A 14,357-nucleotide genomic window follows, 5' to 3' on the forward strand; every position below is an offset into this window, starting at 1 on the left:
CGTGAGGTCTCGGAGACCCTCCCTGCCTAGACTGACGAGGGCGTGAGGCGAGAGCCGCCGCCACGAGGTCGATGACGAGGAGTACGCGTGAGATCAGGGATCGACGGCCGCGGCAGCGACCAGGCGGTGCGTCCCCAGGACGACCTGTTCCGCCACGTCAACGGGGGCTGGCTCGCCACCGCCGAGATCCCGCCGGACCGCGCTGTCGCCGGCTCGTTCGTCACCCTCGTCGACGAGGCCGAGGTGCACGTCCGCGCCATCGTCGAGGAGTGCCAGGCAGACCCGGCCGGAGACCCGGCCGGTGGCAGCGTGAACGACGAGGGCGCCAAGATCGGTGCTCTCTACGCCAGCTTCATGGACGTCGACCGGGTGGAGGCGCTCGAGGCGGCCCCGCTGGCCGACGACCTCGCCCACGTCGACGAGGTACGCGACCTCGCCGCCGTCGTCGACGCGCTCGGCCGGCTGGAGCGCCAGGCCGCCTCCGGCGCCTTCGGGATGTACGTCGGGCCCGACCCAGGTGCGCCCGAGCGCTACGTGGTCACCGTCGTGCAGGGCGGCCTGGGTCTTCCTGACGAGGCCTACTACCGCGAGGAGCAGTTCGCCGCGGCGCGCACGGCCTACCAGGCGCACGTCGCGATCATGCTGGGCCTCGCCGGTTTCGACGACGCCGACGCCCGGGCGGCGCGGGTCTACGGCCTCGAGGAGCGGCTGGCGAAGGGGCACTGGGACCGGGTGGCGAGCCGCGACGCGGTCGAGACCTACAACCTCCTCGACCTCGACGCCCTCCAGGCGCTCTCCCCGGCCCTCGACTGGCACGCGTGGGCCGCCGCCGCACGCTTCGACCCGGCGGTGCTGTCCGAGGTCGTCGTCTCCCAGCCGTCCTACCTCCAGGCGCTGTCCGACGCGCTCCGCGAGGAGCCCGTGGCCGCGTGGCAGGACTGGCTGCGCTTCCGCCTCGTGTCCGCGGCGGCCCCGTACCTGTCGGGTCCGTTCGTCGACGCGAACTTCGACTTCTACGGCAAGACGCTCTCGGGCACCGACGAGCTGCGCGCCCGCTGGAAGCGCGGCGTCGCGTTCGTGGAGGGCGCGATCGGCGAAGGGCTCGGCCGGCTCTACGTCGAGCGTCACTTCCCCCCGACCGCCGCGGCACGCATGGACGCCCTCGTCGCGAACCTCGTGGCGGCCTACCGGCACAGCATCTCGACGCTGCCCTGGATGAGCGACGAGACCAAGGAGCGCGCGCTCGAGAAGCTCGACGCGTTCACCCCCAAGGTCGGTTTCCCGAAGCGCTGGCGTGACTACGCCCCGCTGGCCGCCGACCCCGCGGACCTGCTCGGCAACGTCCGCCGCGCCTCCAACGTGGCGACCGACCGCGAGCTCGCCAAGATCGGGAAGCCGATCGACCGGGACGAGTGGCTGATGACGCCGCAGACGGTGAATGCGTACTACAACCCGACGATGAACGAGATCGTCTTCCCCGCGGCGATCCTTCAGCCGCCGTTCTTCGACGCCGAGGCCGACGACGCGGTGAACTACGGCGGGATCGGCGCCGTGATCGGCCACGAGATCGGCCACGGGTTCGACGACCAGGGATCGCAGTACGACGGTTCCGGAGCCCTGCGCAGCTGGTGGACCGACGCGGACCGGGCGGCGTTCGAGAAGCTCACGAGCTCGCTGATCGCTCAGTACGACACGCTCTCCCCCGACGGTGCCGACGGCAGAACGGTCAACGGTGCCTTGACGATCGGCGAGAACATCGGGGACCTGGGCGGGCTGGGGATCGCGTACCAGGCCTACCTCCTCGCCCTCGACGGACAGGAGCCGCCCGTGCTCGACGGTCTGACGGGCGCGCAGCGGTTCTTCATCTCGTGGGCGCAGTGCTGGCGGGGCAAGGTGCGCCCGGCCGAGGTCGTCCGTCGCCTCACGATCGACCCGCACTCCCCGCCGGAGTTCCGCACGAACCAGGTGGTCCGCAACCTCGACGCCTTCCACGACGCGTTCTCCGTGACCTCCGACGACGGCATGTGGCTGGAGCCGCACCAGCGCGTGACGATCTGGTGACGACGACGTCCTGGTCTCCCGAGCACGTCGCCGCCGTCCAGCGGCGTACGGTCGGCGTCCTCTCGTCCGCCCAGGTCATCGGTGGGCTGGGAGCGGGCGCCGCGCTCTCGATCGGGGCGCTGCTGGTCAAGGAGGTCTCGGGCTCTGCGGCCGTCGCCGGACTGGCGACGACGATGCTGACTCTCGGCGCGGCCGTGCTCGCGCTGCCGCTGGCTGGTCTCGCCTCGGCTCGTGGGCGGCGGACGAGCCTGGCCACCGGATGGCTCGTCGCCGCGATCGGTGCGGTCGTGGTGGTCGCGGGCGCCGTCGCCGACTCGACGTGGATCCTGCTCGCCGGGCTCTTCGTGGTGGGCGCCAACAGCGCGACCAACTTCCAGTCGCGCTACGCCGCCACCGACCTCGCCGAGCCGATGCACGTCGGCCGCGCGTTGTCCCTGGTCGTCTGGTCGACCACGATCGGATCGGTGATCGGGCCGAACCTCACCGGCCTCGGCGCCCAGGCGGCCGGTGCTCTCGGCATCCCGGACCTCGCCGGCCCGTTCGTCTTCGCCGCGGTCGGGTTCGCGCTCACCGCGCTCCTCATGGCCGTCGCCCTGACGCCGGACCCCCTCCACGTCGCCAAGGAGATCCGTCCGGCGACCGACGGGCCGCGCCCGCGGTCTCGCATGAGCGACGCGTGGCCGCTGCTCCGGTCGAACGCGGCGGCACGGACGGGCGTGGTGACCGTGGCGGGGGCCCACGCACTGATGGTCGCGGTGATGGCGATGACGCCGGTCCACATGGAGGACCACGGATCGAGCCTCACCATCATCGGCCTGACCATCAGCCTGCACATCGCCGGCATGTTCGCGATCGCACCGGTCATGGGCCTGCTCACCGACCGGTGGGGGCGCGGGCGCACCATCATCCTCGGTCAGGCGACGCTGCTCCTCGCCGCCCTCGTCGCGGGCACCGCCGGCGCGTCGGAGCCCCAGATGATGGTCGGCCTCGTGCTGCTGGGGCTGGGTTGGTCGGCGTCGACCATCGCCGGGTCCTCGCTCGTCGCCCAGTCGGTCCTGCCGGCGTCCCGTCCGGCCGTCCAGGGTGCCTCCGACCTCCTCATGAGCCTGGCCGGTGCGTTCGGCGGCCTGCTCGCGGGCGTGGTCGTCAACGTCTGGGGCTTCGGCCCGCTCAACGTCGTCGCCGCCTTCCTGACCGTCCCCGCGATCCGGATGGTGGTGGCACGGCGGCACCGCATCACCGGAGCAGGCAGACTGGGGAGGTGAGCACCACGACGGACGACCCCAACTCGACCAAGGGCGCGTACGTGCACGTGGGCGAGGACTTCACCCGCGACATGCGCTACCTGACCACTCGCATCACACGCGACGGCCGTGACGGCTACCCGGTGGAGCCGGGCCGGTACCGGCTCGTCGCCGCCCGCGCCTGCCCCTGGGCGAACCGGACAATCATCGTCCGTCGCCTCCTCGGCCTGGAGGACGCGATCTCCCTCGGCCTGTGCGGACCGGTCCACGACGCACGGAGCTGGACCTTCGACCTCGATCCCGGCGGCGTCGACCCCGTCCTCGGCTACGAGCGCCTGCAGCAGGCCTACTTCGCCCGTGTCCCCGACTACCCCCTCGGCATCACCGTGCCCGCCATGGTCGACGTGCCGACCAAGGCCGTGGCGACGAACGACTTCGACCAGATCACCCGTGACCTGTTCTTCGAGTGGTCCGACCACCACCGCGCCGGCGCGCCGGACCTGTGGCCCGAGCACCTCCGCGACGAGATGGAGACCGTGATGAAGCGCGTCTTCACGGAGGTCAACAACGGTGTCTACCGGTGTGGCTTCGCGGGCTCGCAGGCCGCGTACGACGCGGCGTACGAGCGCCTGTGGACCGCGCTCGACTGGCTCGAGGAGCGGCTCGCGACACGGCGCTACCTGATGGGCGAGACGATCACCGAGGCCGACGTCCGCCTGTTCACCACCCTGGTGCGCTTCGACCCCGTCTACCACGGCCACTTCAAGTGCAACCGTCAGAAGCTGACCGAGATGCCGGTCCTGTGGGCGTACGCACGAGACCTGTTCCAGACGCCTGGCTTCGGTGACACGATCGACTTCGACCAGATCAAGGCGCACTACTACGTCGTCCAGACCGACCTCAACCCGACGCAGATCATCCCGGCCGGTCCGGACCTCACGGGCTGGCACTCCGCTCACGGACGTGAGGCGCTGGGCGGCTCGCCCTTCGGGGAGGGGACCGCTCCGGACGCGCTCCCCGAAGGCGTCCTGGCGCACTGAGGTAGTGACCGGCCGCGGTCGCCACGTTCACGCAGCCCTTGCCAGCCGCCGAGCAGCGACCTAACGTCGTGCTCAGGCTGCTGGGGGGCAGCGCTGAACCTCGGGGGACGTTATGAAGGACGAGATGCCATGGGGGCCGTCGCCGGCTCTCGGTCACTACACGTACTGGGTGCGCGACGACCGGTGGGAGTTCTCCGACGGGCTGTACGCGATCCTCGGTCTCGGGCCGTCCGACGGCATCACGACGGAGCTGTTGCTCCGCCACCAGCACCCCGACGACATCGAGCGCACCCGCGCGCTGATCGCGGGGGGCTTCAATGAGTCGGCCGGCTACAGCTACCAGCACCGGGTCGTCGACACCGCGGGCTTCGTCCACGAGGTCATCGCGGTGGGGAGCAACGTCGGCAGCGAGGACGACGAGGGCGGTCCGCGAAGCGAGGGCTTCGTGGTCGACATCAGCGAGGTGGGCGGCCACCCGGCAGTCAGCACACCGATGATGCCGGTCGAGTTCGATCCGGACGACCTCGTGATCACACCGTGCCCGCACTGTCCGCACTGGTGGGCGGAAGTGGTCCCGTCGGCCGGCTCGACCGTTCTCCGCGAGTGGCACGCGCCCTTCTGCCCCGAGGTGCTGCACTGGACCACCCCCGACCCGGCGACGCTGACGCGCGGACCACGCTGAGGCTGCTGCTACGGTGGCGGCCGTGCCCGACTCGACCGCTGCCAGGCCCGATCGCCCGACCCTCGCGGAGTATCGTGCGGTCGCCCAGCCACCCGAGGTGCGCGCCAGGCGCAGCGCCGAGCACTGGGTCGCCGACCTCTACCTGAGAGACATCTCGCCCTACGTCAGCCGTCCGCTGGTGCGCCTCGGTCTGAGTGCCAATGCGGTGACGGGTCTGATGATCCTGAGCGGCTGGTTCGCCGCGGGGTCCTTGCTTGTCCCCGGCATCGTCGGAGTGGTGCTCGCCGTCCTCTTCGGACAGCTCCAGATGCTGCTCGACTGCGCCGACGGCGAGGTCGCGAGGTGGCGTCAGACGTTCTCCCCCGCGGGAGTCTTCCTCGACAAGATCGGCCACTACACGACCGAGTCGCTGATCCCCATCGCGCTCGGCGTACGAGCGGCCGGCGGCCTCCCCGACCTCGACGACCACTACGGGTGGACGACGCTCGGTGCGCTGCTCGCGGTGATCATCCTGCTCAACAAATCGCTCAACGACTTCGTGCACGTCTCCCGGGCCTTCGCCGGCCTCCCCCGGGTGCCTGACAGCGCCGAGGCCTCGGCGCCCCGGCCGGGCGTCGTCGCGCGTCTGCGCCGGGTCGCCCGCTTCGTCCCGTTCCACCGCCTCTACCACTCCGTCGAGCTGACCCTGCTCGCCCTCGTCGCCGCGGTGGTCGACCTCGTCGCGGGCGACGCCTGGGGCGGCCTGGCCGGGACGCGGACCCTCGTCGTCGTGCTCGTGCCCCTCGCGCTGGCTGCGGTCGTCGGCCACTTCGTGGCGATCATGGCGTCCTCCCGGCTTCGCGCTCCCGCGCCGTGACGGGCGGCGAACGCCGGTGCGACCGGCGGTAGAGTGACCGGCGTGCATCGGATCCGCCGCCTCGCCTCTGTCGCGCGCCGAGGCGTCGCGACGGTGCGCAACCGCCTCGACCGCGGGGCGTTCGCCGCTCGTTGCAACACCGACCCGGCTGCCCTCGAGGCGCCGATCGTCCTCTACTTCGCCGACGGCCCGGAGAACCTCTACCAGCTGCACCAGTGGGACCGCGTCCTCGCCGCGCTCCCCTGGCCGGTGGCCGTGGTGGTCGCCCGACCCGACACGGGACGGCGGGTTCTCGAGGAGACAGCGTTCCCCGTCTACTTCGCGCCAGGGTCCTCGTACCTCGAGGACCTCGTCGGTCGAGGCGCCGTCAGGGTCGTGCTCTACGTCAACCATCTCCCCCTCAACTTCCGCATGCTGCGGTTCGCACGCCCCGTGCACGTCCACCTCGGGCACGGTGAGAGTGACAAGGACTCGAGCGTCACCAACCAGAACAAGGCGTACGACCGCGTCCTCGTCGCCGGCCCGGCGGCGCGCGAACGCATCACCGGAGCGCTCCGGGAGTTCGACGCGACGACGCACGTCCGCGAGGTGGGCCGCCCACAGCTCGATCTCGACTACCCGGGGGCGCCGTCCTGGCCCGCCGACGGCAGTGTCCGCGTGCTCTACGCGCCGACGTGGGAGGGTGACCGGGCGAGCATGGCCTACGGGTCCGTGGCTTCCCACGGGGTGGCGCTCGTCACCTCGCTGGTGGCCGACCCCCGCTACCGGGTGATCTACCGACCCCACCCGCGCAGCGGCGTGCAGGACACCGCGTACGCTGCCGCGGACCGCCGGATCCGCGGCCTGCTCGCGGACCACCGAGACCGTCACCTGGTCGACACCGGCCCGTACGGCTGGCAGTGGTCGTTTGCGGACGTGTGCGTGACCGACCTGTCGTCGGTGGCCTACGACTGGCTCGCCACAGGCAAGCCGATGGTCGTCACCGTCCCGAGCGAGCCACGGACGACCCTCCCAGCGTCGCGGTTCCTGGACGAGGTGCCACGACTGTCGGCCGAGGATGCGTCCCGGACCGCGGAGATGCTCGACCGTCCGTGGCCGCGCGAGCGGATGCACGCGCTGTCCTTCCACTACTTCGGCGAGACGGCCGACGGGGCGAGCACCCGCCGGTTCACCGACGCGCTCGACGAGGCCCTCAGGCTCGCTGACGATCCGGTCGGACCACCCTCCGCGCCTTCGACCTGATCCGGTCGGCCAGCGCACGGGACCGTCCGACCCCGACGACGGGCTCTCCGACGGGCGGCGGGAACGTCTTGCGGGCGATCCGTTCGTCGAACGCCTGGGCACCGGCGGCCTGACCGGGGTCGAACACGTGCGAGAGGCCGTGGGCGTGGAGGAACGCGGAGTAGCGCCCGAAGCGCTCGGCGTGGCCGGCCTGCATCGGGGTCCAGTCCGCCTCGGCGTACAGGGCCGCCGCATCCACACCGTCGATGTCCACGTCGATCCGACGGTGCGGGATCTGGTGGTAGCGCGCCAGCTCCAGGGTGCGGGCGTCGTGGGCGAGGACGTAGGCCGGCGTGCCCGCGAGGAGGGCCGCGATGTTGCCATGGATCCGCGTGCCGTACGAGAAGGGGTACGTCGCGAGCGCCTCCATCCACGTCGTCGCGTCCAGCGGGAACCGGGTCCGGCCCTCGGCGATCAGAGGATGGTCGGCGTGGATCGGCAAGCGCTCATCGATGACCGTGCGATCGCTGCTGCCCTCGAGCAGGAGCCCGAGGGTCTGGATGTCCTGGGCGAAGTAGACCAGTCCCGGGTAGCGCGCGACCTGGTCCTCGACGACGGGTGCCATCTGGGGCAGATACGTCGAGAGGTTGAACGCGACCGGCCCACGGGGGTCGAGCGGCCGCGTGGAGCGGCGCAGGGGGAGCTGGTCGCCGTGGAGGAACATCGACGGACAGCCGATGACCTCGACATGGTCAGAGCCGAAGCCGAGCCCTTCGAGATACTCGGCGGTCCACTCGCCACGGACGCCGATCGACGGCGAGTGCTCGAGCACCGCCCGGACGAACCGGGTGACCGACTCGCCGACCTGCCGAGGGGCCCTCACGCGCTCCCCCACCGCCGACTGCACCCCGACCCCGACCACGGTGACGGGGATCTCGAGCTTCTCGATCGTCTCGCTGATCGCGTCGAGGTTGGGCAGGAACCGTTTGCGGAAGGCGTTCGCCAGCGGGATCACGACGTGGTCGTACCGCTCGGTGATCTCCTCAGGGCTCAGCGTGCGTGCACGGTTGAGACGCGCCACGTCGACCGACGACCCCGGCACGGACAGCGTCCGCTGGACCGCATAGCTGAAGACGAGGTTGCCCACGTTGTCACCGACCAGGTTGCGCGCGAGGACCCGCGCCGCGGACGGCGTCGTGAACGGGTTCCGGTGAGCCCGCAGCAGCAAGCGCGTCATTTGTCTCCTAGATTAGTCGACTAACTTGTGAGAAAGCCTATCCCCCAGGCACCGTGCATCGTCACCATGGCCACCGGAAGCCGCCGGCGCGCCTGCGGATCCAGGTCACGGCCCTCCCACAGCGCCGCGGCCGTGACGCCCGCCAGGTAGCCTGCGGGAGCCGCGAAGCCGAGGAGCAGCCACGGCGTCGTGAAGAGGCCCGCGACCCCTGCCGCGAGGCCCAGGCCCGAGGCCACCACGACCGCCGGAGGCGCGAGATAGCGTACGGAGGCCGTCTCCGGGTGCTCCTTGATCACGCGACGCCGCCAGCCGCCCGTGCGGTACTGCTGCGTGGCGAAGGCCTTCCAGGTCTCCCTCGGATGATACGTGACGGCCACGTCGGGCAAGAACCAGACGATCTCGCCGTTCTCACGCAGCCGGTGGTTGAGCTCCCAGTCCTGAGCCCGGACGAAGCGCTCGTCGTAGCCACCGACCTTCTCGAGCGCGCTGCGGCGGAAGGCACCGAGATACACGGTGAGCTGCTGGCCGGGCTCGCCGCCGGTGTGGAAGGCAGCACCGCCGATCCCGAACCGGGAGGACATCGTCCGAGCGACCGCACGGCCGAACGCGCTGTGACCGACCGGGTGCATGCGGCCCCCGACGTTGGCCGCGCCGGTGGTCACCAGTGCCGAGACCACGCGTTCGAGGTAGTCCCGCGGGAAGAGGGCGTGCCCGTCGGCCCGGACGAGCCACTCGTGCCGCGCGGCGGCGACCGCGGCGTTGAGACCGTGCGGGGTGAGGCCCGTCGGGTTGTCCACCACCGTCACCGTGGGGTGCCTCGACGCGAGCTCGTCCGCGATCTCGCGCGTCCGGTCCTCCGACGGACCCACCGCGACGACGACCTCGACCTCTCCGTCGTAGTCCTGCGCCAGGATCCGCTCGACGCACTCGGCCAGGTCACGCTCCTCGTTGCGCACGGCCATGAAGACCGAGACCGGCGGCATCGACGTCGCACGCTCGGGGATCAGGGTCTCGTCCGTGGTCATCGCAGTCCTTCGTCGAGGGGCCCGGCATCGACGAGACGCCGCGCTCTGGTCAGGAACCCGTCGGCGTACGAGCCGGCAGGGAAGTCGCCGAGGTAGTACGTCCGCGTCTTCTGGCGGTCTGCGGCGAGCGGGTCGTCACCCAGCATGGCGTCGAGCGCCTCCTCGACGTTGGACAGTGCGCCGTCCACGACGTACGCGGCGCGCGCCGCCGGGGCCTCCGTCCGGAGCTGCTCAGGCGACCTGCCGACCGAGATCATCGCGAACGGCTTGCCGGACTGCAGGTAGTCCGAGACGACCGCGGAGACGTCGGCGACCATCGCGTCGGAGGCGTTGAAGCAGTCGACCAGCGACATCGCCTCCTCCGCGGCCGGACCCCAGACGTGCTGGCGACCGGTGCGAGCACGATCGGCGTCGAGCAGCGCACCGATCTTCGTGATCATCCGCTCGGCGTCGGGGAAGCGGTAGTTGAACGGGTGCGACCGGAAGATCACCCGCGCACCGCGCTCGAGCAGCGCGGAGACGATCTCCTTGCCGCGAGGGAGGGAGTAGACCTCGGAGTCGGCGTACGGACCCCTCCAGGTCGGTGCGTAGAGGACGGTGAGGTCCTCCAGCGAGTCGACCGGACCGCGTGCGGGCGTGATGTCCTCGACCTGGGGCCGGCCGACGATCTCGAACTTCTCCCGCGGGATCTCCACGCCGTGGCGTGCGTACCGGTCGATCCCCGCCTGCCCCGCAGCGAAGATCCGGTCGTAGATCGCGTGGACCGGGTTGTAGCACGCGGGCTTCTCCGAGTCGCCGTGGTTGAGCCAGACGTGCACCATCTGGCGCCGCTCGAGGAAGTGAGTGTTGTTGGGGGCGTTGTTGACGTAGAACGACGCCCGCATGCTCGGGACGACGACCTCCTGGAGGCTCCTGATCGTCGGCCGGTGGACCAACGGCGCGTCGGTGAGGCCCTCGATCGCCCGGAACATCCCGAGGTTGCGGGTGACCACCACGAAGGGTCGACCGATCCGTTCGAAGTACGGCATCCACATCCCGAGCTGGTACTGCGCGCCCACGTTGGACCCGAAGTAGACGGCGAACTCGGGGGCGACACCCTCCAACGTCGCATACAGGCGGTCCTCGGCGTCGACGCAGCGGTGGACCCGCCGCAGGCCCGTGACCAGGGCGACCACCGTGGCGGCAGCGACGACGAGGGCGAGCAGCACGAGCGCAGCCGTCAGCCCGGCCATCCCAGCGAGCCAGGCGAGGGCGAGGGCAGCCACGTCCACCACGCCGACCGTGCCCCGCGAGACGATCTCCCGTGTGTCGACACGCAGCGACGGCAGGTTGCGCGCCTCGAGTCCCACCCGCTCCCAGCAGTCGAAGATCGTGGTCTCGACCGCGGTCGCCGCGCCGATCACCGCCAGACTCACCGCCACCGCCCAGGACGCGCCGTGCCAGTCGAACCATCCGACGAGCAGCGCGAGCACGAGCAGGAGCCGCGAGAGCTGCAGGGTGCCGGCGATCTCCGGATAGTTGCGGTTGCCCGGTCGGGCCCGACGGTGCAGCACCACGAAGAGAGCCAGGGTCACCAGTGCGCCGGCCAGCGGGAGGACTCGTGAGGCCCCGACGAGGGTGGCCACGAAGGTCAGGAGCGCCAGGCCGCCCGTCACGACGTCGCGGGCGGCCACGGCGAGCTGGCGACGGACCGCCCCGAGTGTCAGCCTGACCCCGGCGTCCTCCGTCTCCCCCTCGGCAGCCTCACCCTCCAACGACGAGGCCCGCGGATGGTCGATGATCTCGCGGGCACGCTCGACGAAGACCTCGGAATATCCCTCCGCCGGGAAGTCACCCAGGTAGTCCTCGCGGACGGCGCGGCGTTCGAGCGCGAGCGGATCACTGCCGAGCATCGCGTCGAGCGCCTGAGGGAGGGTGGAGGCGTCCCCCTCGATGACGTACGAGGCAGCGGCGATCGGGTAGTGGGCGACGAAGTCACGACCGTTCTCGGTCATCGCGGTCATCGCGAACGGCTTGCCCGAGAACAACCAGTCCACCACGACGCTCGAGACGTCGGACACCATCGCGTCGGCGGCGTTGATGCAGTCGAAGACCGACATCTCGCGCTCGGCCCGGTGGCCGTAGACGTGCTGGCGCCCGGTGCGCTCCGCGTCCTCGCGCAGCATCTGGTGGATGGTCCGGATGGTCTCGGTGTCGGTCTCGAAGCGGTAGCTGAACGGGTGCGGCCGGAAGACGACCGTCGCCTCCCTCTCGAGCAGCGCCGCGACGATCTCGGTGCCGATGGGAAGCGAGTGGTACGCGGTCTCGTCCACGTGCCCGCGCCACGTCGGTGCGTACAAGACGGTGGGGTCTGCGGGGACCGGGCCTTCGACCTGCCGGACGCCCTCGACCTGCGGTCGGCCGACGACGTCGAAGGTGTCGCGCGGGATGGCCACCCCGTGGGCCGCGTAACGGCGGACGGCCGCCTCGCCTGCGGCGAAGATGCGGTCGTACATGGCGTGGGTCGGGTTGTACGACGTCGGCTTGTCGGAGTCGCCGTGCCCCAGGAAGACGTGGGTGATCTGGTGGTGGCGGACGAAGATGCTGTTGCCCGACGACGCGTTGACGTAGAAAGCGGTGGTCAGCGACGGGACGACCAGGTCGTCCAGATCACGTGATCCGTGTCGCATGACCACGGGAAGGTCGGTGTGCTGAGCGAGGAGCTCGGCCGGGTAGTTGTGGCGCGTGACGACCAGCAGTCGTCGGCCCGTCCGCTGGAGGTACGGGAGCCACATGGTGACCTGGTGCGTGCCGTCGTCGGGCCAGGCGGTGTAGACGATCGCCTGGGGCGCGTAGGCCTCGACGGCCGCCGGGAGGTCGGCCTCGATGCGCCGGCCGGCGCGCATCCGCGCCACGGCGTTGATCCCCATGATCACGTCGGGCAGGGCGGCGGCGAGCGTCACCGCTGCCCACCACCACGCGGACAGGCCCAGCCCCGCGGCGATCGCGCCGAACGCCAGCGCGCCGAGGTGGGCCCCTGTGGCGGCGGCCTCGAGGTCGATCTGCTTGGGCGCTGGTGTGAGTCCGGGGACGTTGGCCACGAAGGTCACGCGGTACTGACGGGCCTGGCTCAGGACGGGCTCGAGGACGACGATCCCGATGCTCGTCAGCGCCGCGAGCGAGGCGACCCAGGCCGAGGAGTCACCCCACGCGACGAAGCAGACGGTGACCGCAGCGCCGACGGCGCCGCGCAGCGCGCCGTCGTGCCCGAGGAGCAGTCGCTCCACGGTGGGCGGCAGGTCGTCTCGTCGCACGAAGCGCCACGCGTCGAAGCCGAGCGCGGCCACCACGGCCAGGAGGACCGCGACGACCACGGCGTGGACGGCGCCCGTCAGGGCGGCCGCCGTGGCGATGGCGATCGCCCCGGCATTCCCGACCTCGGTCAGGGCGTCCCCCGCCCGAGCGGCGGTGACCCGCCCCGCCTCGGGCGGCGCCAGACCGGCGTCAGCCATTCGTGATTGCCGCGGGGCCGTTCTCGCGGCGGATGTCGATCACGTGCCCGGTCTGTGCCGAGAGGAGGACGTCCAGCGACTGTCGGGCGACCTCCTCGGACGACAACAGCGTGCCCGCCGGCTCGTCGCCGAAGGCCTTCGTACGCATCGGCGTGCCCGTGCGCTCGGGGTTGACGCAGTTCACGCGGACCTGCCCCGCCCACTCGTCGGCGAGCGCCTGCGTCAGGTTGACCACCGCCGCCTTGGCGGACGAGTAGAGCGAGTAGCCCGAGCGTCCGCGGGTGTAGGAGGACGAGGTGAAGAGCAGGAGCGCGCCCGACGTCTCGGCCAGGTGGGGATAGAACTCCTGAGCGATGAAGATGGGCCCGAGGTAGTTGACCTCGGTCGCGTTGTAGATGGTCTCCTCGCTCGTCTCCGACAACGGAGCGATCGGCAGGACGCCGGCGGTGTTGACGACGTAGTCGATCCGCCCGGTCTTGGCCAGGACCTCGGCCGCGGCCGCGTGTACCTCGTCTCGGCGCTCGACGTGCGTCCCGGTCGTCGAGCGAGAGAAGGTGAAGACTGTCGCGCCGGCCCGCTCGGCCGCCTTGGCGATGTCGCCGCCGATGCCGTACGACCCTCCGAAGACCACCATCGTCCTGCCCTCGAGCGCGGCCGCCTGCTCCGACTCGGACAGGGCCGCCGGACGCTCGGCGGACGCGAGCTGGAACAGCTTGTCGGCGATGTACACGTCGATCGGCTCGGTGACCTTCATGTTGCGCTCGTGCCCGTCGACCACCGTGATCGGGACGTCGGGCGTGTAGCGCAAGACCACCGTGCAGTCGTCCGTGGCCACGAAGTCGGGGTCCTTGGCGGCCTCGGCGTAGGCCGCACGGATCACCGAGAGCCGGAAGGCCTGCGGCGTCTGTCCGCGCCGCAGCAGGTGTCGGGGCAGCACGTCGGCGATGGTGCCGGAGTCCTCGTGGACGGAGACGATCGTGTCGGCCGACGGGATCACGGTGTCGACGGCCTCGTACTTCTCGAGCGCCGACACCACGTCCTCGATGATGGTCTGGGAGACGAGCGGGCGCACGGCGTCGTGGAGGAGGACGTTGCACTCGGTGTCGCCGAGGGCCGCCAGCGCCCGCTCCGTCGTCGCGTTGCGGGTCTCGGCGCCCTCCAGGATCGCGGTCACCTTGTCGTATCCGCCGTTGCGGACGATGGCCCTCACGGGATCCAAGTGGCCCGGCGCCATCAGGACCAGGATCTCGTCGATCAGCGGCGACCTCTGCATGGACGCGATCGTGTGCTCGATGATCGGCTTGCCGGCGATCTTGATCAGCTGCTTCGGGATCGACAGCCCGACACGCGTGCCGGTCCCGCCGGCTAGCACGACGGCCACGTTTCGCATCTTAGTCACGACCAAGAGAGTAACTTGTGGCGCGAGGCCAGACCCGGAGGGTGTGCGTGGACCCGCGGGATATCGCGCGTACAGTAGCCGTGCGACACGGGGTCTGTCCC

Annotated in this window: 10 protein-coding genes; 6 read left to right on the plus strand and 4 right to left on the minus strand. The window is 70.9% G+C overall.

Annotation, left to right across the window (positions count from 1 at the left end):
- Nucleotides 1-87 precede the first annotated feature (87 nt).
- From KV097_RS11035 to KV097_RS11060, 6 genes are all read left to right on the plus strand, one after another.
- Entirely contained in the window at nucleotides 88-2,061 is a 1,974-nt protein-coding gene (locus KV097_RS11035) for a M13-type metalloendopeptidase (RefSeq protein WP_220365879.1), read from the plus strand.
- Nucleotides 2,058-3,326 carry an MFS transporter gene (locus KV097_RS11040; protein WP_220365880.1) on the plus strand — a complete coding sequence of 423 codons (1,269 nt, stop codon included), beginning with the start codon at nucleotides 2,058-2,060 and terminating at the stop codon, nucleotides 3,324-3,326. Before KV097_RS11035 ends, KV097_RS11040 begins: the two co-directional genes overlap by 4 nt.
- Nucleotides 3,327-3,397: 71 nt before the next feature.
- Nucleotides 3,398-4,345 (plus strand): glutathione S-transferase family protein, encoded by a 948-nt coding sequence (locus KV097_RS11045; RefSeq protein WP_220366022.1) that lies wholly within the window; start codon nucleotides 3,398-3,400, stop codon nucleotides 4,343-4,345.
- Nucleotides 4,346-4,457: 112 nt separating this feature from the next.
- Nucleotides 4,458-5,027, plus strand: a complete 570-nt coding sequence (locus KV097_RS11050) for a hypothetical protein (RefSeq protein ID WP_220365881.1) — start codon at nucleotides 4,458-4,460, stop codon at nucleotides 5,025-5,027.
- A 22-nt stretch (nucleotides 5,028-5,049) separates the two neighbouring features.
- Nucleotides 5,050-5,883 (plus strand): CDP-alcohol phosphatidyltransferase family protein, encoded by an 834-nt coding sequence (locus KV097_RS11055; RefSeq protein WP_220365882.1) that lies wholly within the window; start codon nucleotides 5,050-5,052, stop codon nucleotides 5,881-5,883.
- A 42-nt stretch (nucleotides 5,884-5,925) separates the two neighbouring features.
- Nucleotides 5,926-7,125, plus strand: coding sequence for a CDP-glycerol glycerophosphotransferase family protein (locus KV097_RS11060; RefSeq protein WP_220365883.1), 1,200 nt, complete (start codon nucleotides 5,926-5,928; stop codon nucleotides 7,123-7,125).
- Here KV097_RS11060 and KV097_RS11065 read toward each other — a convergent pair.
- The 4 genes from KV097_RS11065 to KV097_RS11080 are packed head-to-tail and all read right to left on the minus strand — an operon-like array spanning nucleotide 7,076 to nucleotide 14,247.
- Entirely contained in the window at nucleotides 7,076-8,341 is a 1,266-nt protein-coding gene (locus tag KV097_RS11065; protein ID WP_220365884.1) for a polysaccharide pyruvyl transferase family protein, read from the minus strand. The genes KV097_RS11060 and KV097_RS11065 overlap by 50 nt on opposite strands.
- A gap of 20 nt (nucleotides 8,342-8,361) precedes the next feature.
- Nucleotides 8,362-9,366: a glycosyltransferase family 2 protein gene (locus KV097_RS11070; RefSeq protein WP_220365885.1), complete on the minus strand. Its 1,005-nt coding sequence runs from the start codon at nucleotides 9,364-9,366 to the stop codon at nucleotides 8,362-8,364.
- Nucleotides 9,363-12,857: a CDP-glycerol glycerophosphotransferase family protein gene (locus KV097_RS11075; RefSeq protein ID WP_220365886.1), complete on the minus strand. Its 3,495-nt coding sequence runs from the start codon at nucleotides 12,855-12,857 to the stop codon at nucleotides 9,363-9,365. The genes KV097_RS11070 and KV097_RS11075 overlap by 4 nt, the downstream gene beginning before the upstream one ends.
- Nucleotides 12,850-14,247: a bifunctional cytidylyltransferase/SDR family oxidoreductase gene (locus tag KV097_RS11080; protein ID WP_255559542.1), complete on the minus strand. Its 1,398-nt coding sequence runs from the start codon at nucleotides 14,245-14,247 to the stop codon at nucleotides 12,850-12,852. The genes KV097_RS11075 and KV097_RS11080 overlap by 8 nt, the downstream gene beginning before the upstream one ends.
- Nucleotides 14,248-14,357: the final 110 nt, after the last annotated feature.

The organism is Mumia sp. zg.B17, assembly GCF_019550915.1.
Classification (GTDB): Bacteria; Actinomycetota; Actinomycetes; order Propionibacteriales; family Nocardioidaceae; genus Mumia.

What these genes read in the sequence shown, in the direction of transcription:
- KV097_RS11045 (WP_220366022.1), top strand. Translation starts at nt 3,398, where the DNA reads ATGCGCTACCTGACCACTCGCATCACACGCGACGGCCGTGACGGCTAC.
- KV097_RS11050 (WP_220365881.1), top strand. Translation starts at nt 4,458, where the DNA reads ATGAAGGACGAGATGCCATGGGGGCCGTCGCCGGCTCTCGGTCACTAC.
- KV097_RS11065 (WP_220365884.1), bottom strand. Translation starts at nt 8,341, where the DNA reads ATGACGCGCTTGCTGCTGCGGGCTCACCGGAACCCGTTCACGACGCCG.
- KV097_RS11070 (WP_220365885.1), bottom strand. Translation starts at nt 9,366, where the DNA reads ATGACCACGGACGAGACCCTGATCCCCGAGCGTGCGACGTCGATGCCG.
- KV097_RS11075 (WP_220365886.1), bottom strand. Translation starts at nt 12,857, where the DNA reads ATGGCTGACGCCGGTCTGGCGCCGCCCGAGGCGGGGCGGGTCACCGCC.
- KV097_RS11080 (WP_255559542.1), bottom strand. Translation starts at nt 14,247, where the DNA reads ATGCGAAACGTGGCCGTCGTGCTAGCCGGCGGGACCGGCACGCGTGTC.